This is a genomic window from Paenibacillus mesophilus (assembly GCF_005938385.1).
Classification (GTDB): Bacteria; Bacillota; Bacilli; order Paenibacillales; family NBRC-103111; genus Paenibacillus_AB; species Paenibacillus_AB mesophilus.
The window spans coordinates 1-24,050 of the sequence record NZ_VCRA01000040.1 but is presented as its reverse complement, the minus strand read 5'-3'; the positions used below and the strand labels follow the sequence as shown (position 1 = coordinate 24,050).

The following is a 24,050-nucleotide window of genomic DNA, read 5'->3' as shown; positions in this document are numbered from 1 at the left end:
GCGCGGCTGCTCTTTCGTTGCACAGGAAATTATGCGAAGCTAATTTCTGTGGATAACGGGGGCTCCCCCAGAAGTAATCGGAATCGGCTTCGGAGGACAGCTTCACTTCTGGGGGATTTGTTCTAGATGGCGCCCAATTCCGAATTACCGCGTTGACAGAGGGAGAGACTGATGATAATATTTAATTCAAAGTAATAATATAGGTTTAGTAAATATTATCTTCCGGAAAACCGGTGACCGACCTCGCGTTGTGTCGCCGGTTTTTTGCTTTTCTTACTACTAACGAGGGGGACTTACCCGAATGAACGCGATTATCGAACAGTTGAAGCAGCACCGTTCCATCCGCCGATTCAAGCCGGACCCGATCGGCGAGGAGCAGCTGCTTGCGATCGTCCAATCGGCCCAGGCGGCATCTACATCAAGCAATGTGCAGGCATACAGCGTCATTGCCGTGACCGACCGGGAAAAGAAACGCTCGCTTGCGCGATATGCGGCCAATCAGGCATATATCGAGGAATGTCCGGTATTTCTCGTCTGGTGCGCCGATCTGAACCGGATTCATTATGCCGCTTCGCTTGTAGAAGAAAGCCGCGTGCCGAATTCGACGGAAATTTTCATTATCGCCACGGTCGATACCGCTCTCGCCGCGCAAAATGCCGCCATCGCGGCGGAATCGCTCGGGATGGGCATCGTCTATATCGGCGGAATCCGCGACAATCCGGCGGACGTATCGAGGCTGCTCGAGCTCCCGAAGTACGTGTATCCGGTGTTCGGCATGTGCGTCGGTTATCCCGACCAGGATCCGACGAGCCGGCCGCGGCTGCCGGTGGAAACGGTACTGCACCGGGAACGGTATACCTCCGATTCATTTGCGGAAGGAATCGAACGGTACAATGGGGAGCTGCGGCAATATACGCTGACACGCGCGGGCGGCAATCGCGATACGACGTATTCGAAAGAGATGGCGAATCGTCTCCGTGTGCGCAAAAGAGACCATATGCGCGCCTTTTTAAGGGAGAAGGGCTTCGACTTGGAGTAGAAACGGGGAGAGGGACATGCTGGATCTGATCATAATCGGCGCCGGTCCGTACGGCATATCGCTGGCCGCCCACGCGAAAGCCAGGGGATTGAGTTACGTGCTGCTCGGACTGCCGATGCATTTCTGGAAGCGCCAAATGCCGCAATCGATGTTCATACGCACGTATCCGGATTCGATCCGATTGTCCGACGCTCATGGACGCTATACGCTGGAGCGGTACTGCGAGGAAACCGGAGCGGAGTTGACCATTCCGCTGCCCCGCCCGGTATTCGTCGACTATGCGTTTTGGTTTGCCATCAAAACCGGTGTGGAATTTACAGTGGAATCGGTCACGCGTCTGGAGCCGACTGCCGGTGGATACGCCGCCTCTACTGACGAAGGGAATTTGTTCCTCGCCCGTAATGCGATCGTGGCAACCGGCCTGCAGCATTACGCCCACGTGCCGGAAGTATTGGCCGGAATCCCGCCGGAGTTAGTTTCGCATACATTCGGATACAGCGATTTCCGGTCGTTCTCGGGTAAACGCGTGGCGGTTCTCGGCAGCGGACAAAGCGCTTGGGAAGCGGCTGCCTTGCTTTATAAGGAGGGAGCCGATACGGAGCTGCTCTACAGGCGCGAAACTCCGAACTACCGGGAGGCGGTCACGACGGGGAAGGAGCTCGTCGAGCTGGCGAGCGCCTTCTACGATTTGCCTGTCGAGAAGAAGCGGGAGAGACGGTCTCAGCCCCCGGGGAGCATCGCACACTTTCTGCGGCCGTATGTGGAAGGAAACGTTCGCGAAACCGGAAATGTCTCGATCGAATACGCCGAGGCTGCAGCGGACGGCAAGCTGCGACTCCGCCTTACGAACGGGGAAGTCCGCATCGTGGACCATTTGATCGCGGCTACAGGGTATCGGATCGATCTGGACCGCGTCCCTTTTCTCTCTCCGGAGCTGTCTCGCGGTATCCCCAGGGAGGTTGAGGGCGGGGAACGGTTCCCGAAGCTTGGCGCCTGCTTCGAAAGCGGCCTGCAAGGTCTTTATTTCGCCGGGCCTTTGGCATCTTACAGCCACGGACCGGCTTTCCGTTTCATCGCCGGGCTGCATAAGACGTGCCATGGGATTATGGAGCATATCGGGAGCCGGGAAGATGCTTCAACCGAGAAAACCCCGTCGTAATGTGGTACAATGGCACTACGATTATGACTGGGGGATGACAACCGTTGAGCCAAACATTGAACGAACAGGAATTGGTGCAATACATAGCTAACCTTACGAAAACGGACGAGAAAAGTATCCGGATCGTGTTGAAGCACGAGCAAGCTTATATGGACAAGCTGCAAAAAAACGCCGGTAAGGATGTAGAGATCGATAGCGACGAAGTCGTCGATTATGTGCTGGGGCAGTCCGATGTGAAGCTGAGCGAGCTGAAGGTCGAGGCGATTTTGGATGCGGAGATGAAATATTTGATCGATAACGGCTTGGCTGATTACGAGGATTAAGCCGGCACGACTGCGAAGACACCTCTTGCGAGCAGGAGGTGTTTTTGTGTTGACGGGAATCGGAGCGCCGCGATGAAGCTTATGAAACTTTTTCCAGTTGGAAGGAGTCTAATAAGTTACATCTTTTACATTTATAGGTAAGGAAAGGAGCATGCTTGGTGGAGAATGGAAGCGTCGCGCTGCCGGCGGATTTCGTACATAATCGGTTCATCGTCAAACCGATCGCCGAGAATGGATCGACTCTATACATGCTTGCGGATACGGGCGGCGGCTGTGTATTGACGCCGGAGGCCGTTAGCAGAGCAAGACTTACCACTTTTGAAGGAACCGTAGGGGATGCGCGATACGACATGGCAGAGTTGCCGAATTATCGCGAAGATGCATGGATCCCGCCTTTAATCATCGGAGGCAAGCCCGGAGCTTGTATTATTATGAACCGCGGTTACGGGATACTCGGTCAAGCCTGGTTTGCCGATCGGGTTTGGACGTTCGACTACTTTGCCGGAACATTGATCTATCACGGTGCGGGGGGAAAGTCGCTTCTGGAGCAAAAAGAGCGCTGCGTCCGTCTAAACTTCCAAGAGGACGGCGACGGTAAGCGGAACAACAGCTTCCCGCGCATACAGGCGGTTATCGACGGAGAGGTTATCGATTTTCTGTTTGATACGGGAGCGACGCTAAACGTTTCGGATCAAGGTCTGGCGGAGTTGAACGATAACGGGGGCAGACAGAGAGGGACGTGCTTTATTACCGAATCCGTGTTCAGGAGATGGATGAAGCGTAATCCGCATTGGCGCGTAATCGACAAAGCCGAGCAGAGCACAGGGCTTCCGATCATCGAAGTGCCTGAAGTGACGATCGCGGGATACACGGTGGGACCGGTTTGGTTCACGTTCAGACCGGACCACAATTTCCACCGATTCATATCCGACTTGATGGATCGCAGGGTGGAAGGCGCTCTTGGCGGCAGTGTTCTGCAATACTTTCGGGTTACGGTCGATTATCCGAACGGTCTGGCTTTGTTCGAGCGGTGATGATGGCAGCATGAAGTTTGTGGAACCGCGTCTATTACCATCGAATGATCTAGCTGAAAAATTTATTTGGTCTCGCTGTCAGAAATCCAATCCTTTCCGAGTCATTACAGCAGGTCAACAACATATTCGCGAGGTGTTTTACGCTTGAACGACAATTTGCCGGGGAGCCGGAAGAGCGGAAGCTTATGGCGATCGAGTGCGGCCGGGACGATGCGCTACCGTACGACCATGTGGGGCGCGGAATTTTGGAAGACTTGTTCGTTCTCGCACTGGATGCGCCGATAGCGATCGGTGCGCGGGAAGGCTTGACCGGGGCATTGCAGATGATTTTGGCTCACTATCGCGGCGAGGAGGTTTGCGGACCACGAATCGTATACGGCTTGAACGCTTACGATACATGGATCGAGGCGTTCCGGGGAGCGCAGATCGAACCGAACGGGAATGCGTACAACGTCGCGGTCGTGCAGGACGCCCGCCATTATGCATCGGCGTTTCTGGCCGAATTGGCCGATACTTGGCAGGGCGATTCCGTGGCGGACGAACGTATTCGCAGCTTAAGCCGGGAAGCTTCGGGCTTGTATCGGAATATGGCCGAGGAGCTGCTGGTACTGCGCGATATGTTTCCTTTCCCGACCGAAGGCGAGCCGAATCAGCCCGCCCAAGCGGAGCGATCCATCGGAGTTTTGCAGTCGGTGAAAAGGCTGGAGCAGCAGGCCGTCGGCTTGTTGGAGACGAAATACGAGACATTGCAGGCGGATTCGGCGGCAGGATAGGCTGGCAAATAAGAGATATGGATATGCAGTCCGGACCTTGACAAGGGTTCGGACTTTTTTTGCCGATTTGCGATACGACAATCCCAGGTATTAGGAAACCAAATCCCTTCCCACTCCCTTGCCGATATAGTCGGCTTGGTACCCACACACCTCAAGGAGCATATCTACGCGATCAGCCCATATTGTATAAGCTTATGCTTACCACTTACTGTGGCAAACTTATGCTTCCGAAACAAAGTAGTCCTTTATTTCAGGACTCTTATAATCAGCTTGATGGTAACGCAGAAAAGGCGCTGACTTTAATCGACAGCGCCCCAACCATAACCTAGTCACTCAGTCTATCGTATATTATACTTCTTATTCGTTCTTCACTTAAATTGTATAATTTAGTCAGTTCCGCTATAGTTAATCCTCCATGGTATTGTCTCGATATTTCCTCATTTCGTTGTTCCATTTCATTCCGAATTCCAGTTGAGGTTCCCCAATTTTGACGTTCCGTTTGTGGAATGTAAATATGCTGTCCTTTTACATATTTTTGAATTTCTTTGATTAAATTCTCCGGCAATACGTCTTTGGCGTTCACATATTTCCCCATATATATATTCCTTTATATATTTCTATAAAGACGGAGTACATTAGCACTTTCTAAATGTTCATTATGAAATCCCTCGGTAACCATAGCGGCGAACACACGAAAATTTTTCAACGTGATTCTGGTAATAACATGATATAAATTTAATTGTTTCATCGATATTAGGGAACCTTGCAGGAACCTTCTTATTTCATGACGATTCAAAAGAAATTCGGGTCTGATATGGAGTCCGAACGCAGATGCATCGAAGAACTCATTTTTTGTACCCTTATTGCACAGGACAACCCTGTAATAAGCGATACCAGCAATTTCATTGGTTGCTTTATCTCTAAGAGTGAGTACGACTCGATCAGGATTTTTGGTTGGAGAGTATTGATTTTGGAACAATTCAGCCATTTCATGTTCCCCATCTTCGATGAAAATTCGTAAAATGTTATCATAGTCCAACTCTATGGCCGATTCTATTCCTGATGCATCAAAGTCTTCAGATTCTTTCCATTTTCTTAAATCTAGTGTCGTAGTGATTAATGCATATTCATCGGAAGTAAACCCTAGTCTTTCCCATAGTGCAATTTCCTTATTTCTTACTTGACCGAACTTTGTGGAAGTAAATTTATAGATTTTATGGCCACCTCTTTCTCGAGCAAAAGCAACACACTTGATTAAGAGTTCATCAAGTTTACTTTCGTAACCAACCAAAAATCCGCATTCAATGTGACCATTCGTTGTTACCTTCGAGGAGATAACTCCCATGAAAGCAACAATCGTATCGTCCTCAACAGCAATAAAAGCCATATTTGATAAATTTGGATAACAATATTGTTTTTTTAATTGTTCTCCCTTCACACCGTATGAGCCCCTAAGATCACCAGAGTATCGTTGAAGAGTGTCATTTATAAGATCATATATCGCGTCAAAATTATCGTTTTCCTTGACAGTTCTAATCTGGACCAATCCAATCATCCCCTTTAATATTGATATCCATATTATGTATTGAAACTATATCAGATAAAATATCGATGTTTTTTATAAAAAAAGTCAACCAGAAATATACAGGAAAGCATAACCCTTTGTCGGAATGATCGGCCTCCGGCTTGTGATTGGACAAGGGTGTGGAATAGGTATTTTGGATAAGCAGTCCGGACTTGACAAGGGTTCGGACTTTTTTGGCGCCGACTTGGCGATACGAGTCCGTCGCATAACTTTTTGAATAGTCCGATTTCCTTCTCGACTTTTCTTTGTTTTCTTTTGAAAAATATATATTCAAAAATAAACAAAGATGATATAGTGAAATCAAACGAAAACAAAAACAAACGGAGGAGACACCATGGTACAAAGTTTGTGGGACAGTACGAAGGCATCGCAGCTGCAAGGAGGACTCGATGAGCTCGTGTACCGTTCCAATCTGATCGGCACGGATCGCCGGGTATGCAATTGGGGCGGCGGGAACACCTCGAGCAAAGTAACCGTGCAGGATTTCCGCGGACGTGATGTGGAAGTGATGTATGTGAAGGGCAGCGGCTCGGACTTGGCCACGATGAAGGCCGGAAATTTCACCGGCCTGCGGATGGACGACATTCGGCCGTTGTTCGAGCGCGAGGTGATGAGCGACGAGGAGATGGTCGCCTATTTGGCGCATTGCATGATCGATGCCAAACATCCGCGCGCCTCGATCGAGACGCTGCTGCATGCATTCCTGCCGTTCAAGCACGTCGACCATACGCATCCGGATGCGATCATCAGCCTATGCTGCGCGGATAACGGCAAAACGGTGGCGCGTGAAATATTCGGCGACCGATTCGTGTGGGTTCCTTACGTAAGGCCAGGCTTCACCTTATCCAAAATGATCGCCGAAGGCGTACTCGCCAACCCGAAAGCCGAGCTTGTGCTGATGGAGAAGCACGGACTCGTGACGTGGGGGGAAACGTCCGAGGAGAGTTACGCGAAGACGATCGCGATCATCAGCGAAGCGGAAGCATATATCGAAGCGCGCGTCGAGGAGTCGAAGCTGTTCGGCGGCGTGAAGCATGAGGCGCTCGCCGCGGAAGTGCGCCGCGAGATCGCGGCCAAGGTGATGCCGACCATTCGCGGAGCGGTCAGCGATGCGAAGAAGATGATTCTCTCGTTCGACGACGAGGCCGATGTGCTGCAATTCGTTGGGGGACGGGATTCCGCCGCACTTTCCCAGATCGGCGCGGCTTGTCCGGACCATCTCGTGCATACGAAAGTCGTTCCGCTATTCGTAGATTGGACGCCTGACGCGAACGACGTCGAAGGGCTTAAAGCGAAGCTGAAGGAAGCGGTTGCCGTCTACAAGGAGCAGTACAAGGCGTATTTCGAGCGGAACCGGAACGACGGCGACGTCATGTTCGAAGCGGCGCCGCGCGTCATCTTGATCCCGGGCGTAGGGATGATCAACACCGGCAAAAGCTGGGCGATGTCGAAGGTGAGCGGAGCTCTGTACCATCGCGCGATTGCGGTTATGCGCGGAGCTACGGCTCTCGGACAGTTCGTCTCGCTGACGGAGAACGAATCGTACAACGTGGAATATTGGCCGCTCGAGCTGTATAAATTGACGCTGGCTCCGGCCGAAGCCGAGTTTTCCCGCAAGGTGGCGTTCATTACCGGGGGAGCGGGCGGCATCGGCAGCGAAACGGCGCGCAGGCTCGCGTCGGAAGGGGCGCACCTGGTACTCGCTGATCTCAATCTGGAAGGCGCGCAGAAGGTAGCCGCCGATATTAATGAAAAATACGGCGAGAACCGGGCGATTGCGGTTAAAATGGACGTAACGAAGGAAGAGGAAATCATCGCGGCGTATGCGGATACGGCGCTGACGTACGGCGGCGTGGATATTATCGTCAACAACGCGGGCCTCGCCACGTCCAGCCCGTTCGACGAAACGTCGCTCAAGGAATGGAACTTGAATATGAACGTGCTCGGGACCGGCTACTTTCTGGTAGCCCGCGAAGCGTTCAAGCTTATGAAGGAGCAGGGTGTCGGCGGCAACATGGTGTTCATCGCCTCGAAGAACGCCGTCTATGCGGGCAAGAACGCTTCCGCCTACAGCGCGGCCAAGGCGCTGGAAGCCCATCTGGCCCGGTGCATCGCGGCCGAGGGCGGCGAATTCGGGATTCGCGTCAACACGATTTTGCCGGATGCGATATTGCAGGGCTCCGCGATCTGGAATTCCAACTGGCGCAACGAGCGGGCGGCCGCTTACGGGATCGAGCCGGATCAGCTGGAGGAGTATTACCGGAAGCGGACGACGCTGCTCGTGAACATTTTCCCGAAAGATATCGCCGAAGGGATCGCCTTCTTCGCTTCTTCCAAATCGGACAAAACGACCGGCTGCATGCTGACGATCGACGGCGGCGTACCGGCGGCATTTACTCGATAACAGGGGTGAAAAAAGTATGCACAAAGGTGCAGGAGCAACGCATTGGATTATTCCGGACGGCTACATTCCGGAGAAAAGCAGCGGGGAACTGACCAGCCACGAATCGATTTGCGTGCTGAACTGCTCGTCCGAGGACGCTCAGCTTATGATAACGATTTTTTTCGAAGACAGGGATCCGCTGGAGGACATTTTCGTGATCGTACCCGGAAGGCGGACCAATCATATCCGGACGAGCTCGCTCGCGAAGGACGGGGTGCCGATACCGGTCGGAGTCCCTTATGCGATCGAAGTGCGCAGCGATATCCCGGTCATCGTCCAGTACAGCAGGCTGGACGCCACGCAAGCGGCGAATGCGCTCATGTCGGTCGTCGCCTACCCGGTCCAATCATAACGAATACGGGCTTATCCGGAAGGAGTCAAGCGAATGCGGTCAACTATCGAAAGAAGCTATGAGGACGCCAAGCAGCTGTATGCCAAACACGGAATCGATGTCGATGCGGTGCTCGAGAATGTGGCGAAAATCAAAATATCGATGCATTGCTGGCAGGGAGACGACGTGCGCGGGTTTCTGAACCGCGATCAAGACTTGACCGGGGGCATCTCGGTAACCGGCAATTATCCGGGAGCGGCGCGGACGCCCGAGGAGCTGCGCTCCGATCTGGAGAAGGCGTTCTCCTTGATCCCGGGGAAGCACAAAGTGAACCTTCACGCGATTTATGCGGACACGGAAGAAAAGGTCGAGCTGAATCGGATCGAGCCGAAGCATTTCGAGAAATGGGTAGCGTGGGCGAAGGAACAGGGGCTCGGTCTCGATTTCAATCCGACCTGCTTCTCGCACGAGCTATCGAAGGACGGGTTTACGCTGAGCCACCCGGACCCGGATATCCGGCAATTTTGGATCGACCACTGCAAAGCATCGCGTAAAATAGGCGCTTACTTCGGCGAGCAGCTCGGCCAAACTTGCGTAACGAACGTCTGGATTCCCGACGGATTCAAGGACGTCCCCGCAGACCGGCTCGCTCCGAGACAGCGGCTCAAGAGCGCCTTGGACGAAGTGTTCGCGGAAGAGCTCAATCCGGCCCATAACCTGGACGCGGTCGAGAGCAAGCTGTTCGGCCTCGGCTCGGAAGCGTACGTCGTCGGTTCGCACGAATTTTATATGGGCTACGGCCTGCAAAACAACAAGCTGATTTGTCTGGACGCCGGCCATTTTCATCCGACCGAGACGATTTCGGGTAAACTATCGTCGCTCTCGCTGTTCGCGGACGGTATTCTGCTGCATGTAAGCCGCCCGATGCGGTGGGACAGCGACCATGTAGTCACGCTGGACGACGAACTGCTCGAAATCGGCAAAGAGCTGGTGCAGGGAGGCCTGCTCGGCAAAACGCATATCGGGCTCGATTTCTTCGACGCAAGCATCAACCGTGTCGCCGCATGGGTCATCGGAACGCGCAATACGATCAAAGCGCTGATGAGAGCGATGCTCGTACCGGTGGAAGCGATCAGACAAGCGGAGTTGGAAGGCGATTATACGACCCGCCTTGCTTTGACCGAAGAGTTCAAAACGTATCCTTTCGGAGCGGTATGGGATTATTACTGCGAGAAAACCGGCGTTCCCGTCCGGGAAGAGTGGTTAGCGGAAGTAAAAGCCTACGAGCGGGAAGTTTTGTCCCAACGCGGCGTATAAATATTGAATCAAGCAGGGTGATGCCAAGTGGCGAGCATTCTCGCATACGATCTGGGCGCGAGCAGCGGCAGGGCGCTGCTCGGCCGGTTGAACGGTCGAACGATCGAGACGGAGGAGCTTCATCGTTTCCCGAACGACCCGGTGCAAGTCGGCGGACGGCTGCATTGGGACATTCTCCGGTTATTGCACGAGATGAAGCAGGCGCTGCTTAAAGCGAAGCATCGGGGCATCGCGCTGCAAAGCATGGCCATCGATTCGTGGGCCGTCGATTTCGGTCTTCTCGGAAAGAACGGGGAGCTGCTTGGCAACTCGTACCATTACCGGGATTCCCAGACGGACGGGATGATGGAGGCGCTGTTCGCCGACATGCCGCAAAGCTTCATCTTCGAAAGAACCGGCATTCAGTTTTTGCCGTTCAATACGATCTACCAGCTGGCCGCGATGAAGCGGGCGAACAATCCGCTACTGCGCGAGGCGGAGCAGTTTCTGATGATTCCCGATTTGCTTCGGTATTTCCTGACCGGGGAGAAAATGAACGAATTTTCCAATGCGACGACGACGCAATTGTACAACCCGTTGAAGGACGGCTGGGATTCGGAGCTGCTCGGGAAAATCGGAATCCGTCCCGAACTGTTCGGGCGTGTCGTCCAGCCGGGTACGGCTGCCGGACAGCTGCTTCCGTCGGTTGCCGCGGAGCTCGGCATCGATTCGATTCCGGTCACTGCCGTCGCGGAGCACGACACGGGATCGGCCGTGGCCGCGGTTCCGGCCGTGGAGCGTTCGTTCGCCTATTTAAGCTGCGGCACTTGGTCGCTGATGGGGACGGAAGTGGAACGGCCGGTTATGAACGAGCTGGCGCTCGGGCTCAACTTTACGAACGAAGGCGGCGTCGAAGGGACTTACCGGCTGCTGAAAAATATTATGGGTTTGTGGATTTTGCAGGAGACGAAACGGGAGTGGGAGCGGAACGGCGCTTCTTACTCGTTCCCGGAATTGATCGCTCTTGCCGAACGGGCGCCCGCCTTCGCGGCGTGGATCGACCCGGACGATCAGCGGTTTCTGCATCCGGGCGACATGCCGTCGCGAATCTTGCAATATTGCCGGGAAACCGGACAGAAGCCGCCCGAACAGCCGGGTGCGGTCGTACGTTGTATTTTGGAAAGTTTGGCGTTAAAATACCGCTATGTGCTTGAATTGACCGAGCGTCTGTCCGGCCGGCGGTTTAACGGCCTGCATATGGTCGGAGGCGGCATTCAGAACTCGCTGCTCTGCCAATGGGCGGCGAATGCGATCGGCAAGCCCGTATGGGCCGGCCCGGCTGAAGGAAGCGCGATCGGGAATTTGGCAGTCCAATGGATCGCCCAGGGGGAATTTGCCGACATATGGGAGGCGCGTTCGGTCATCCGGGAGTCGTTCCCGGTAACCGTCTACGAACCGGCGGATCGCGAGGCGTGGGAAGACGCGTACGGACGGTTCCGGTCGATGGCGGGACTCGATTAACTACGATTGGGAAAGAGGGAGCGTATGCTGGTCGCGGAACGGTACGAGAAAATTGTGCAGCTGGTGAGCGAGCGGGGCAGCATCCGGGTATCCGAGCTGAGCGAATTGTGCGACGTGACCGAAGAAACGATCCGGCGCGATCTGGACCGGCTGGAGCAGGCCGGACGGCTGCGCCGTTCTCACGGAGGTGCGGTCAGCGTCAAGGAGCAGCAGCCGGAAATCCCTTATTTCGAGCGGGAAGTGACCCATGCGGAAGAGAAGCGGCGAATCGCCCAGGAGGCGGTCAAGCTGATCTCGCCGAAGGAACGGATTTTGCTGGACGCAAGCACGACCGCATGGTATGTGGCTGCTAATTTGCCGGACATTCCGTTGACCGTGCTTACGAATTCGATCAAGGTGGCGACCGAGCTCGCCGGCAAGGAGAAGATCGAGGTGATTTCGACCGGAGGCATACTGGCCTCCCGCTCGTTGTCATTCGTCGGACCTTTGGCGGAGCGCTCGCTGGATGCCTATCACGTCGATAAAGTGTTCTTGTCATGCAAAGGGGTTCACTTGGAGCGGGGCATCAGCGAGTCGAACGAGCTTCAGGCGCGGTTGAAGCAGAAAATGATCGGCATGGCCGATCGCGTCATCCTGCTGGCCGATTCGAGCAAATTCGGCGTGCAGGCGTTTACGCAAGTGGCGGCTTTGCAACAGGTGGATACGATTGTAAGCGACCGTCGGCTGGATGGCGGAACGTTGGAGCGGTTGGGTGAGCTCGGCATTTCCGTTACGACCGTGTAAATTGTGATTGTGAGCGGCCTTATGCAAGGCGGGACCGAATATGATTGTTGATTTTTCAATAATAAAACCGGCGTAGCGATCAAGTGTCGCAATGCCGGTTTTTTTCGTCGTGGTTGCCGATGTCGCTGCGGGTTTCATTGTCTTTGGGGATCGATCGTGTGCCTGTCTACGTGCAAAAATGCAGGTGGTTTGCTCCAAATAGGCGATATTTGCCGGTCTTTTGTTCGCCCCCGACTTTCCGATTGGGATTGACAATTGGGGAACGATTGACCATAATAATATCTATACATAAATATATATTAAGTATTAAATGTTGCGACGCAGTTTAACATCAAATAGAGGCGGAAAGAAGGGCGAGAAGATGGAGAAGTCCGCTATATCGCGAGAGCAGCAGGCGAATAAGCTGCTGCGCGTACTCGTATTTACGTTGATCATTTCCGTAATGAACGCTTCGATGTTCAATGTGGCCTTGCCGGTTATCCGGGCGGAATTCGGCCTTACGCCTTCGCAAGTGAGCTGGATGCTGACCGGCTACATGATCGTCTATGCGATCGGTTCGGTTACGTTCGGCAAGCTGGCCGACAAGTACAAGCTGAAAGATTTGCTCACCTATGGGCTGATCGCGTTCGCTCTCGGCTCGATCATCGGATTGTCCGCTTCCGAATTCTGGATGGTGATCGCGGGCCGATTGTTTCAAGCGGCGGGCGCCTCCGTCATACCGGCCACCGCTATGATCGTGCCGGTCCGATATTTCGCGCCGGAGAAAAGAGGCAGGGCGCTCGGAACGACCGCAGTCGGCTTGTCGCTAGGCGCAGCGCTAGGTCCGATCGTATCGGGAATCGTCTCCGGACTGGTCAGCTGGCGCTACTTGTTCGCTTTGTCGATTCTGGCGATATTCGTGCTTCCCTTCTTCCGCAAATATTTGGACGACGAGACGGGAACCGCGCGTAAAATCGATTTCGTCGGCGGATTGACGCTCGCCGGTACCGTCGCTTCGCTGCTGCTCGCGATTACGCAAGGAAGCTTGCTGCTGTGCGGACTAGGCGCTCTGCTGTTCATTTTGTTCGCGTTTCGCATACGGAACGCCGCCGAGCCGTTCGTACAGCCGGCCATCTTCCGCAACAAATCGTATACGCTCGGGCTCGGCATCGCCTTCGTGCTGACCGGACTCAATTTCGGCATCCCGTTTATGGCTCCGCAATTTTTGGCGCAGTTGAATCATTTGTCTCCGCTTGCTGTAGGGTTCGTTTTGTTTCCTTCGGCGATATGCGCCGCACTTTTGGGTCGCATTGGCGGCAAGCTGGCCGATGAGAAGGGCAACCCCCGTCTATTCGCGATTGCGGCCGCCATGATTTTGTTATGCTTTATCATGTTGTCATCCGTCGTAGGTATGTCGCCACTCTGGATCGCCGGGTTTATGATCTTCGGAACGGTGGGCCAATCGTTCATCCAGATCGCGATGTCGAATACGATATCGCGAACGTTATCGAAGGAACAGACCGGCGTCGGAATGGGGCTTTATGCGATGCTCAACTTCATCGCGGGAGCTACGGCGACAACGCTGATCGGCAAGTCGCTCGACTCGGGCACCACATCGTTCCGGTTGAATCCGTTCCCGCCGGGAGAGGCGCTGTTGTACAGCAACATTCTCGTCTTTCTCGCGGTGCTGATTATCGCGGTGGGGATCGTTTATTTTGCACAGTTCCGTTCAACCGCTTCTGTCGCCGCTCCAGCCAATGCGGCACCCGTGAGCGGAAAAATGTCCAGATAGGCCGGAGTAAAAATAGAAAGCCTGCCGACGTCGCATGACGGTCTGCGGGCTTTTCTGCTTGTGCCTATTTGCCCGATTTTCGAAGCAAATATTTCGCATAAGAAATCGGATTGGCGTATGTCTGATAAAACGTGTCTGTCATTTTCGCCTTCTTAAAGCTGTATCGCTGGTCGCGGCAGTTCAATTCGATAAAATACGGCTTGCCGGCCGATGTGACGCCGATATCCAAGCCGACGTCCGCCAGACGGTCCAGACGTTTGCCCAAATAACGGGTGATGTTAAGGGACAATGCTTTAACGGAGCCGGCTACTTTCGACGGATTCATCGCACCGCTGCCGAATAGCGGTTCACACCGTTTAACCGATCCTCCCCGCGCTACGTTCGTAACGTGACTGCCTTTTCGGGCGACTTTCCCAACCATGCCCGTTACCTGCCAATGCCCGCCGCTCCCTCGTTGTACGGACACTCGGATATCGTAAGGCCTTCCTCTATATTGCGCGAGCGGGATCGTTCTTTGGATAAGATAAGGTTTCCGCCGCGCGATGCGGTCAACCGCCTGAATGGCGGTTTTTCTTGCGGTGACTGTCGTGCCGCCCGGCAGTTGGACTTTCCATTTGCCGCTGCCAGCCCGAGACAGTTTCATGATCCCTCTGCCGATGCTGCTGCTCTGCGGTTTCACATACAGACTGTCGTACCGGTCCATCATTCCGTTCAAGCCCGACCTCGAGTAACCGGAAGTAACGGGAAGATGCGAGGAGAATTTGCCGGCGAGCATCCGGTGTATCCGGTATTTGAGATAACGGTTACGCGAATTGTATACGAAGCTGCGCCGTCTTAGCAGCTCCATACGCGATCGGTCGCGCGAGGAGGTCGGCATCGTCCTGTTATGGATCACTTTCGGAATCGCGATTTTTACATAGCTGTATTTGCTCCCGGAGTATTTGTAGCCGAAGGCGTATCCTTTGGACGGATGGATCCGGGCAAGACATAAGTAGACGGGAGTCAGTCCGTTTTTGGCCGAAGCTTTATTATATAGACGAATATGCTCGTTGCCGGTTTTTCCGCTCGTAATGTTGCGGAACACTTTGGCGTCGACTAAAATTCCTACTGCGCTCATCGCTCGACTCCTTTCGAGAAGCTCATACCAACACCATATGTTGAGCCTACTTTCTCCGCATAGGCACAAGCGGAAATCCGTGCAAAACAGGCTTGTATCCGTTACGCGGAACGTCTGTTTTTTCTTTTGTTTTTTCACCGATTCTGGGAAAGCTATATTTGTAAAATTACCCACAACGCCGTTCCGGCTCCGGCGCGGTGAAACTATAACCAATTCGAGGAGTTTTGTATGAGAATGAACGGATTTTGGTTTTTGGTTGGCACTTTTGCAGGCTCGTTCGTTGCCGTCATGCTGGCGGGGTTAATCGGACTTTTATTTGCGAGACCGCTTATGCAGCATGTGATCGGAAGGTTCGTCAAAAGGCTGATGTCCGACCGGTATTCCGAAAATATATGGGAAATGGTTACCGCGATGACGCGAATCAACCCGATTGTCGTCGTCGAGAACAGTTTGCGCGCGGCGACCGGCGGAATCATCGAAAGACCGTTCGGCAGCCCGCGCAAGTTTTTGAATTATGACGGGCTGCAGTTCTCTGCCGCCCAGCTGGCGGCCCTTCCGACGAAGGAGGGCGTGGAAATCGACATGTCGGTCACGATCGGGCCGCGGGCGAAAAGACCGCTGAAGCTGGATATTCCGCTTATGGCCGGGGCGATGGGCTACGGGATCGGCGTCACCGAACAAGTCAAAAGAGCGATCGCCCGTGCGACAGCCGCTGTGGGCACCTCCACCAACTCAGGTGAAGGGGGCTTTCTGCCCGAGGATAGAGCTCTTGCCAAGCATTACATTTGGCAGTACAGCTCGGGCCCTTGGTCGCGAGACCCGAAGGTGCTAAAGCAGGCCGACGCGATCGAGATTCATCTGGGCCAAGGGGCGACGGCGGGCACCGCGAGCATTATCCCTTCCGAGTTCATCCAGGGCCGTGCCAGCGAGATTATCGGTATGCAGAACGAGGATTTTGTCGTCATCCCGGCAAGGCATGAAGAAATCAATCAAGGGGACGATTTGCGGAAGCTTGTCGACCATTTGCGGCAGCTGACCGGAGGCGTACCGATCGGCGTCAAAATATGCGCCAGCGGCCATTTCGAGGAGGATCTCGAAATCATCATTCAAGCCGGAGTCGATTTCATCAGCATCGACGGCGGGCAGGCGGGAACGAAGGGAGGCGCCCCAATCCTCGAGGACGACTTCGGCTTGCCGACTGCGTTCGCATTGCCTAGAGCGATCCGGTATTTGGAAGAGCGCGGCGTCAAGGATCAAATCACGCTTCTGACGGGAGGTGGATATTCGACGCCCGGTCAATGCCTTAAAGCGCTCGCGCTCGGAGCGGACGCCGTCTATATGGGCACCGCGATCCTGTGGGCGATGACGCACGATCAGGTAGCGAAGACGCTTCCTTGGGAGCCGCCTACGGAGCTTGCTTTCTATCCGGGCAAAAGCACGGACCAGTTTGACGAAGACGACGCGGCGACTTATTTGGAGAACTTTTTTATTTCGATGACCGAAGAAATGAAGCTGGCCATCCGCGCACTCGGCAAAACGAAGCTGACGGAAGTGAATCCCGGCGATTTGGTCGCGATGGATGAATGGACGAGCAAAGTGACCGGGGTTCGGCTGGTTACTGTCCCGTATGCGCCCGGTAAAGACGGAAGCCCTGCCGCGGAGATCGGAGCCAGAAATCCGGCTTCGTCGAAAGCGGTCGTGACGGCTAAGACGGACGCCGCACAAAGCGTAGGGAACGAGCAGCGATATAAAAGCGGGAATGCGGCGAATCAAAAACAAGATCAGGCGAGCGGAAACAGTAGCAGCCAGCAGGGAAGCGAAGGCCAGCAAGGAAGCGGCAGCCAGCAGGGAAGCGGCAGCCAGCAGGGAAGCGGAGGCCAGCAGAGCAGCGGAGGCCAGCAAAGCAGCGGAGGCCAGCAGAGCAGCGGAGGCCAGCAGAGCAGCGGAGGCCAGCAAAGCAGCGGAGGCCAGCAGAGCAGCGGAGGCCAGCAGAGCAGCGGAGGCCAGCAGAGCAGCGGAGGCCAGCAGAGCAGCGGCGGTCAGCCGATCAGCGGCGGCCAGCAGATCAGCGGCGATCAGCCGGACAGCGCCGAAGCGTCTTCGGACGACGAGAAGGCGGAAGCCGCACGGCCCAGAAAACGGAAACGGGTAATGATAAAACCGAAAAAGCTGAAGGAATAACGGTGGAAATCGACAGGATACGCCCCGAGAAACGGTGCTGTCATCGACGCCGCTTACCTGATATAATGAGACCAACGCAGGTTATCGGTCCATATTATGGGAAATGGTTGGTGTGACATGGTGCCTCAAAACAAATTTTTCCGGATCGGGTTCGGCATCCTTCTCGTCTTTCTAATTATTTGGGTCGGTGTGAAGATCAGCTTCGTTTTTTATCCGCTCAAAGTGCTCGTGCAGACGCTGTTCGCGCCTATTCTCATATCCGGCGTACTGTTTTATTTGTTCCGGCCGCTCGTCAATTTGCTGGTCGCCAAGCGGGTTCCGAAGTCGCTGGCTATCTTGATCATCTATTTGGGCTTCGCCCTGCTCGTGACGATTATCGTCATATTTGTCGCACCGGTTCTGCAGCGGCAGTTTACGGAGCTGATCAACAGCTTGCCGGCGCTGCTTCAGTCCATAGTCGCCAAAGGCCAGGAGTTCGCCGAGAGCGAGCTGTTCAACCGATTTATCGACAGCTTCAATGTCGACTTCAACCAATTGTCCGCGAAAGTTTCCGACTACCTGGTCGTCGGTTTGAACCTGCTCAGCTCCAATTTCAAAACGGTTATCGGTTTTGTGGCGAACGTCTTTTTATTGATCGTAACCGTACCTTTCATCTTGTTTTATTTGCTGCGCGACGGGGACAAAATCCGCGACGGTATTTTGAAGCTGCTGCCCGCGACCCGCAAAAAAGAAATTAAAAACATTTTGACCAAAATGGACGAAACGGTCAGCCTCTATTTGCGCGGACAAATCATCGTAGCGTTCGTAGTAGGAGTGCTCTGTCTGGTCGGGTATTTGATCATCGGCGTCGACTATGCGTTCCTGCTCGCGCTGGCTGCCATGATTACGAACGTCATCCCGTACGTCGGCGCTTTCCTCGCGGCTGTGCCGGCTATACTGGTCGCGCTGGTCGATTCGCCGTTTATGGTGCTCAAAGTCGTGATCGTGGCGGTTATCGCCCAGCAGATCGAAGGCAATCTCATCTCGCCGCAAATTATGGGCAAGCAGCTGGAAATTCACCCGTTGACGATTCTACTCCTGCTCCTTGTCGTCGGCAGTCTCGTCGGACCTATCGGGATGCTGCTGGCCGTCCCCGTCTATGCGGTGGCCAAAATCATCATCGTTCATATTTACGGTCTCATTCAGCTGCGGTTCAATCCTCCCGACAACGGATGATCGCGGGATGCTCGGCCCGAATAAAGCCGTACAACCGACGGAATGGGGAGAGGCGCTGACATGGAAGTTACTCAAAATTTGTATTTGCTGCTCTCCTTGACCAATATTTTGTTCGCCGCAACGGTCATTTTTTTGGAACGACGAAACATAGGCGCTACGTGGGCATGGATCATGGTGCTGTTTTTTTTGCCGGGCATCGGAATTATTCTGTATATATTCCTCGGGCAAAACTTGAGCCGCCGCAAAATTTACAAAATCAAGGAAGAGCAGCGCGAGTTCGTTCAGCATCTGGTCGAGCGGCAGATGCGGGACATCCGGCAAATCCATTTCCACGATCCGACGATGATACATTTTCAGGATATGATCTATATGAATTTGGCCAGCGGACAAGCTTTGTACACGCAGGACAACGAGATTGAAATATTTACGGACGGCAACAGCAAATTCGAGTCGCTGCTCCGCGCGATCGGGGAAGCGAAGCATCATATCCACCTTGTCTACTACATCGTCAAAAACGACGGGCTCGGCGCAAGGCTGGTGGAAGCGCTGGCCGCCAAAGCGAGAGAAGGCGTCCGCGTCCGCTTTTTGTACGATCAGATCGGCAGCTCGGGGCTGACGAGACGTTTTTTTCTCCCATTGACAGAGGCGGGAGGCAAGACGGCGGCGTTTTTTCCATCGAAGATCCCGTATTTGAATTTTCGGCTGAACTACCGGAATCACCGCAAGCTGGCGATTATCGACGGAACTACCGGCTACATCGGGGGTCTCAACGTCGGCGACGAATATCTCGGACTCGACAAACGGTTCGGGGATTGGCGGGATACGCACCTGAGAGTGCGCGGCGGCGCGGTGTTCCAAATGCAGATGCTGTTCGTGCTCGACTGGAACTTGTCCTCGGACAACAAGATCGGAGACGTGACCCCCTATTTTCCGGCGGCTACCCATCCGGGCAAAGTCGGAATGCAAATCGTCTCGAGCGGACCGAACAACGAGAAGGAGCAAATCAAGAAGGCGTACATTAAAATGATTCATGCCGCGAAGCAGAGCGTATGGATTCAATCGCCCTATTTCGTGCCCGACGAAAGCTTGATGACGGCTTTGAAAATGGCCGCCTTGTCGGGGGTCGACGTGCGCATCATGCTGCCCGGCAAGCCCGACCATCCGCTCGTTTATTGGGCGTCGACATCGTATCTGGGCGAGCTGCTGTCGGTAGGCGTCAAGTGTTACTTATACGGCAAAGGATTTTTGCATGCCAAAACGATTGTCGTGGACGGCCGGGTCGCGTCCGTCGGGACGGCGAATATCGATCTGCGCAGCTTCAAGCTGAACTTCGAGGTCAATGCGGTGCTGTACGATACCGCGACCGCCACCAGACTGCAGCACATTTTTACGGACGATCAGCGGAACAGCGAGCTGTTGACCGAGGAAAATTACCGGAAGCGCCCTTTATTCAAACGTTTTCTCGAATCGTGCGCCCGTCTGCTTTCGCCGATATTATAATCCCGTTATCGTAAAAGAGACTGCCCTCCGGAGAACCGGGTGGAGCAGTCTCTTGTCCTTGGGGGACCTGTCCTTGGGGAGCTGTTTGTTTTAGTCCAGATCCAGCAGCCCGCGCTGCAAATAACGTTCCAGCTCCTTGGCCACATCGTAGATCGTATGGGACGAATCCACGTTCTCGTAAGCGTGCTCGCATTCGCCGCGGTATTCCATCTCTTCGCTGTAATGGGATAAATAGCGGTCGATCCGGTCTTGGGAATCGCCTCGTTCCGCCAACCGGCTTACGATCGTATCCGGGCTCGCGTATATGAAGAATCGTTTGACTTTCTCTCCGTATAGCTGCTTCAATATCTCGGCGCCGTATCGGTTCAAAACGAGATAAATGCAGCCGTACTCCCGCAATCCCGATTCGACGTCGGCGCTGCGGATTCCGTAATGGACACCGTCGATTTCCACCGATTCCACAAATTCGGCGTTGCGCGAGGCTTCTTGAAATTCATCTTCTCCGATAAAATGGTAGTCCCGGCCGTCCGCTTCATTAGCTCTAGGCTCCCGGGTCGTACAGGAGAGCACCTGCTTCATCTGGATCGTAGCGCCAGCCATTTCGGCGATCGTTTTACGCCCCGCTCCGGTCGGTCCCGTAAAGACGAAAATCAGTTCTTTGTCCTTCAGTTCGTACATCGCAGTCGCCTCCTTTTGTTTCTTTTCCGTTAGGCGCGATCAAAAAAACCGCTGATTCAATTTGAACGAAATTTCGCGTCACTATGCTACATTGGACAATCGAATTGGTCTATTATTTTTTTGATCGCGCCTTAATCGACAGACTCCATTATGACGATTATGTACAGTATTCGCCATTTGCACCGATTTTCCTCCGTTGTTTGAAAATTCTGTTTTCGAATGCGAGGAGGATGCAATCACCCCCCAATCTGGGTACGACGGACCGTTTTCCGCGGAACAACAGCTAGTATATGATGGCAGCAATACGGTAAATAGCGAGGGGATGAAGAAGTGGATAACATGACTGGGGGAGCCGAAATACGAGATAGCTTCGATATTATAGGACTGCAAGTAAACGGAAGCATCAAGCCTATGGGAGCCGATACGAAGTCGATCCGATTCGGCTGGCGGCTCGGGAGCCCGGTTCGGGGACTGGAACCGCAGGCGTATCGTATACGGGTGGCGACTGTTCGAGAAAAGCTGCGGGAGGACCAAGCGGACGTTTGGGACAGCGGCAAAGTGGAGAGCGGAGCGCTGTACGCGGACTATGAAGGGGGCGAGCTTGCGGGCTCCGCAACTTATTGGTGGAGCGTGACGGTTTGGGATCGTTCGGGGGCTTGCAAAGAGTCCGAACCCGAATGGTTTCATACCGGATTGCGTCAGGAGCAGTGGAAGGCGGAATGGATCTGGAGCTCCGATACGGTCCGTGTAAACGATTTTGCCTATTTCCGCAGCGAACTTGTTATCCGCAAGCCGGTTGCCGAAGCCACCATGTACGTATCGGCCCATAATGTGGCCCAAGTATATTTGAACGGAGTAAAAATCGGAGGGTACGGGACGCCTGCGCCGACGAATCCTTGGAGAAGGAAATATTATGCCGCATACGATGTCGCCTCTTTCTTGCAGCCCGGAACAAGCTGCATCGCTGCGATAGCGCACTATCTCGGCGGGGACGGCCAAAACTATGTGAATGGGCTGCCCGGCTTTCGGCTGCAGTTGGAAGTGCGCTACATAGACGGTTCGGGAGATACTTTCACAACGGATACATCCTGGAAGTCGATTCCCGACACCCGTCACCGGAACGAAACGCCGTATCAGCAAAACCGGCGCATTTCGGCGATCGAGGATGTGGATGCACGGAAGCTCGGTTCGGAATGGATGCTAGCCGGGTTCGATACCGCCGCATGCCCGCACGCAGTTCTGTCGAATTCGCAAATGAACGGGTGGACAATGGTGTGGCAGGAAATTCCGGAAGGGGCGGTCGAGGAGCTTATCGTACCGGTGGAGACGTATCGCGGAACGGAGCTGCAGGAAAGCGGAAGCCAGACGTTCCGGCAAGTATTCGACGCCGGGAAAATCGTATCCGGCTGGCCGAAGGCCAGGCTCGCCGGGATCGCCGGTGCGACGGTGCAGCTGCGCTACGCGGAAGACTTGGATGAGAACGGGTTCGTAAGGCACAACGTCAGCAACGAGAAGTCCGAGCATTACTACGACCGCTATACGACGGGCGGAACGGGGACGGAAACGTGGCAGCCGGATTTATCCTATAAAGCGTTTCGTTTCGTGGAGGCTACCGGTTACCCCGAACCGTTGATTCCGGGCGTTAATCTGTGGATCGCATCCGCGCATACCGATATGGCCGGAGGAGGTTCGTTCCGCTGCTCGAACGGGCTGCTGAACGAGATGGCACAAGTGTGCCTCCAGACGCAGAAAAACAATACGCTCGGACAAACGGTTGACTGCCCGCATCGGGAGCAGGCGCAATATTTGGCCGATACGGATTTGCAAGCCGAGACGCTGCTGTACAATTTCGATGCAAACCACGTGCTTGCCAAGACACTCGCCGATTTTGGCGACGGGCAATTGGAGAACGGAACGTTTCCTTTCGTATACCCGACCAATTATGGGCATCGCGACTTCAGGCTGCAAATTCCCGAATGGGACTTGCACTTCTGCACGTTAATGTGGAAAATTTACTGGACTTACGGGGATGAGCGGCTGCTGGAACGGAATTACGGTACGGCGAAACGGATGGCCGATCATTTCATAAGCCGGCTCGATGCGGAAACCGGGCTTGTTCCGGCGGACCAGCCTTGGCATATTAGCGACTGGCCGTATTCGACGGTTCTGCGCAAGGCGAAATATTTGACCGTGGAAAATATAAAGCTGGCACAAGCGGTTGCCGTCATGTCCAGAGCCGCGTCGTTGCTCGGCAAAAAAGATGAAGCCGACGCTTACGCGCTTACGGAGAACCGGCTAAGGGAAGCGATCGTGGACGTTTTGTACGATCGGGAGGCGGGTCTGTTCCGGGACGGATACGAGTCGGAGCAGCATCATCAAGGGGTTAACGGACTTGCGCTCCATGCCGGACTATTCCCCGAGCAAGCGCGGATGACTGCGCTAGAAGCGGTTGCGGCCATGTCGTGGGACAGCCGGGTCGTGCTGTCGCTGCCGCTGCTCCGGGCGTTGTTCGAAGGGGGCAAGGATGAGGCGGCCTATAGGCTAATCGCCCGCGAGCAGTATCCGGGCTGGGGATATATGATCCGTCAAGGCGCGAAGACGTTGTGGGAAGGATGGGACGACCGGGATTCGCACTGTCATGCGTGGAACGGTTATCCGCTCCGTTTGCTGCAGGAGTTCGTAGCCGGCATACGCTCCGTGTCGCCGGGGTTCGGCGAAGTGGAAGTACGTCCGTACATGCCCGACGATTTGGACTATGCCGAAGCTTCCGTGCCGACCGTCCGGGGAGAAGTATTTGCCCGCTGGGAGCGCCGGCAAGCGTCCGGGAACAGAAGCTGGTGTTTCGTATTGGTGATTCCGCACGGGGCGAAAGGACGATTGGTCGTCCGTCATGAAGCCGAGCGGGAGCGTACGCGCATTACGGAGTCGGGACAGCCGGTCTGGGAGCAGGGGAGCTTCACACCGGGCGTGGATGGGGTGTCCGGCTGCCGATGGAACGGGGATACGGTCGAATTGGATTTGGCGTCGGGCCGGTACGAGTTCGAATTTGAGTTTGCGGGTGTTGGAATATAAGCAGGTAGCGAAAAACCGCCTTCGGGCGGTTTTTTGCCGAAATATAAGAATCTTAAGCTCTTTGCAGCTTGAACGAATCAAACTTCACTATTACTGAACTCTATTGTTACTACTTAGGTCCCCCCTTTTCAAACGTAGAAAACTTGGTTAATAATGGGTAACCGAGTTCAAATGGAAAAGGGGACCACTGATGAAAATGAGTCCGGAAGAGATCGAACGAATCAGTCAC

The 24,050-nt window shown here is 54.3% G+C and carries 18 protein-coding genes and 1 pseudogene; 15 read left to right on the top strand and 4 right to left on the bottom strand.

All coding sequences use genetic code 11. The features are described from left to right. Nucleotides 1-301 precede the first annotated feature (301 nt). From nfsA to FE783_RS34175, 5 genes are all read left to right on the top strand, one after another. Nucleotides 302-1,039: an oxygen-insensitive NADPH nitroreductase gene (gene nfsA, locus FE783_RS34195; protein WP_138883889.1), complete on the top strand. Its 738-nt coding sequence runs from the start codon at nucleotides 302-304 to the stop codon at nucleotides 1,037-1,039. Between the two features lie 16 nt (nucleotides 1,040-1,055). Then, nucleotides 1,056-2,198, top strand: a complete 1,143-nt coding sequence (locus FE783_RS34190) for an NAD(P)-binding domain-containing protein (protein ID WP_138883888.1) — start codon at nucleotides 1,056-1,058, stop codon at nucleotides 2,196-2,198. Between the two features lie 44 nt (nucleotides 2,199-2,242). Next, nucleotides 2,243-2,521, top strand: a complete 279-nt coding sequence (locus FE783_RS34185) for a hypothetical protein (protein ID WP_138883887.1) — start codon at nucleotides 2,243-2,245, stop codon at nucleotides 2,519-2,521. Between the two features lie 158 nt (nucleotides 2,522-2,679). Continuing rightward, nucleotides 2,680-3,555: a pepsin/retropepsin-like aspartic protease family protein gene (locus FE783_RS34180; protein ID WP_138883886.1), complete on the top strand. Its 876-nt coding sequence runs from the start codon at nucleotides 2,680-2,682 to the stop codon at nucleotides 3,553-3,555. Between the two features lie 185 nt (nucleotides 3,556-3,740). Continuing rightward, on the top strand, nucleotides 3,741-4,328 hold the full coding sequence (locus FE783_RS34175; RefSeq protein ID WP_138883885.1) for a hypothetical protein: 588 nt from the start codon (nucleotides 3,741-3,743) through the stop codon (nucleotides 4,326-4,328). Between the two features lie 325 nt (nucleotides 4,329-4,653). On the opposite strand, the gene FE783_RS34170 is transcribed toward FE783_RS34175, so the two are convergent. Beyond that, nucleotides 4,654-4,923 (bottom strand): CD3324 family protein, encoded by a 270-nt coding sequence (locus tag FE783_RS34170; RefSeq protein WP_138883884.1) that lies wholly within the window; start codon nucleotides 4,921-4,923, stop codon nucleotides 4,654-4,656. 12 nt (nucleotides 4,924-4,935) lie between these two features. Continuing rightward, nucleotides 4,936-5,766 carry a hypothetical protein gene (locus tag FE783_RS34165; RefSeq protein WP_138883883.1) on the bottom strand — a complete coding sequence of 277 codons (831 nt, stop codon included), beginning with the start codon at nucleotides 5,764-5,766 and terminating at the stop codon, nucleotides 4,936-4,938. 481 nt (nucleotides 5,767-6,247) lie between these two features. Here FE783_RS34165 and FE783_RS34160 point away from each other — a divergent pair, with 481 nt between their 5' ends. From FE783_RS34160 to FE783_RS34135, 6 genes are all read left to right on the top strand, one after another. After that, nucleotides 6,248-8,317: a bifunctional aldolase/short-chain dehydrogenase gene (locus FE783_RS34160; protein WP_138883882.1), complete on the top strand. Its 2,070-nt coding sequence runs from the start codon at nucleotides 6,248-6,250 to the stop codon at nucleotides 8,315-8,317. Nucleotides 8,318-8,333: 16 nt separating this feature from the next. After that, complete coding sequence (locus tag FE783_RS34155; protein WP_138883881.1) at nucleotides 8,334-8,708, top strand: sensory rhodopsin transducer; 375 nt, start codon at nucleotides 8,334-8,336, stop codon at nucleotides 8,706-8,708. 33 nt (nucleotides 8,709-8,741) lie between these two features. Then, on the top strand, nucleotides 8,742-10,004 hold the full coding sequence (gene rhaA / locus FE783_RS34150; RefSeq protein ID WP_138883880.1) for an L-rhamnose isomerase: 1,263 nt from the start codon (nucleotides 8,742-8,744) through the stop codon (nucleotides 10,002-10,004). A gap of 27 nt (nucleotides 10,005-10,031) precedes the next feature. Then, nucleotides 10,032-11,504, top strand: a complete 1,473-nt coding sequence (locus tag FE783_RS34145; RefSeq protein ID WP_138883879.1) for a rhamnulokinase — start codon at nucleotides 10,032-10,034, stop codon at nucleotides 11,502-11,504. Nucleotides 11,505-11,528: 24 nt separating this feature from the next. After that, complete coding sequence (locus FE783_RS34140; protein ID WP_138883878.1) at nucleotides 11,529-12,287, top strand: DeoR/GlpR family DNA-binding transcription regulator; 759 nt, start codon at nucleotides 11,529-11,531, stop codon at nucleotides 12,285-12,287. A gap of 361 nt (nucleotides 12,288-12,648) precedes the next feature. Beyond that, the gene (locus FE783_RS34135; RefSeq protein WP_138883877.1) at nucleotides 12,649-14,058 is read left to right on the top strand and encodes an MFS transporter; all 1,410 of its coding nucleotides are present in this window, start codon (nucleotides 12,649-12,651) and stop codon (nucleotides 14,056-14,058) included. Between the two features lie 64 nt (nucleotides 14,059-14,122). On the opposite strand, the gene FE783_RS34130 is transcribed toward FE783_RS34135, so the two are convergent. After that, nucleotides 14,123-15,175 (bottom strand): YheC/YheD family protein, encoded by a 1,053-nt coding sequence (locus tag FE783_RS34130; RefSeq protein WP_138883876.1) that lies wholly within the window; start codon nucleotides 15,173-15,175, stop codon nucleotides 14,123-14,125. A gap of 234 nt (nucleotides 15,176-15,409) precedes the next feature. Between FE783_RS34130 and FE783_RS34125 the strand changes: the two are divergent. The 3 genes and pseudogenes from FE783_RS34125 to cls form a co-directional block, all read left to right on the top strand. Further along, nucleotides 15,410-16,789, top strand: a pseudogene (locus FE783_RS34125) (FMN-binding glutamate synthase family protein); the annotation flags it as partial. Nucleotides 16,790-17,473: 684 nt separating this feature from the next. Continuing rightward, the gene (locus FE783_RS34120) at nucleotides 17,474-18,571 is read left to right on the top strand and encodes an AI-2E family transporter (RefSeq protein WP_158302182.1); all 1,098 of its coding nucleotides are present in this window, start codon (nucleotides 17,474-17,476) and stop codon (nucleotides 18,569-18,571) included. Between the two features lie 60 nt (nucleotides 18,572-18,631). Beyond that, nucleotides 18,632-20,071 carry a cardiolipin synthase gene (gene cls / locus FE783_RS34115; protein WP_138883874.1) on the top strand — a complete coding sequence of 480 codons (1,440 nt, stop codon included), beginning with the start codon at nucleotides 18,632-18,634 and terminating at the stop codon, nucleotides 20,069-20,071. Between the two features lie 90 nt (nucleotides 20,072-20,161). On the opposite strand, the gene FE783_RS34110 is transcribed toward cls, so the two are convergent. Next, on the bottom strand, nucleotides 20,162-20,749 hold the full coding sequence (locus FE783_RS34110) for a guanylate kinase (protein WP_138883873.1): 588 nt from the start codon (nucleotides 20,747-20,749) through the stop codon (nucleotides 20,162-20,164). A gap of 339 nt (nucleotides 20,750-21,088) precedes the next feature. Here FE783_RS34110 and FE783_RS34105 point away from each other — a divergent pair, with 339 nt between their 5' ends. Further along, complete coding sequence (locus tag FE783_RS34105) at nucleotides 21,089-23,821, top strand: family 78 glycoside hydrolase catalytic domain (RefSeq protein WP_238403357.1); 2,733 nt, start codon at nucleotides 21,089-21,091, stop codon at nucleotides 23,819-23,821. Nucleotides 23,822-24,050 lie beyond the last annotated feature (229 nt).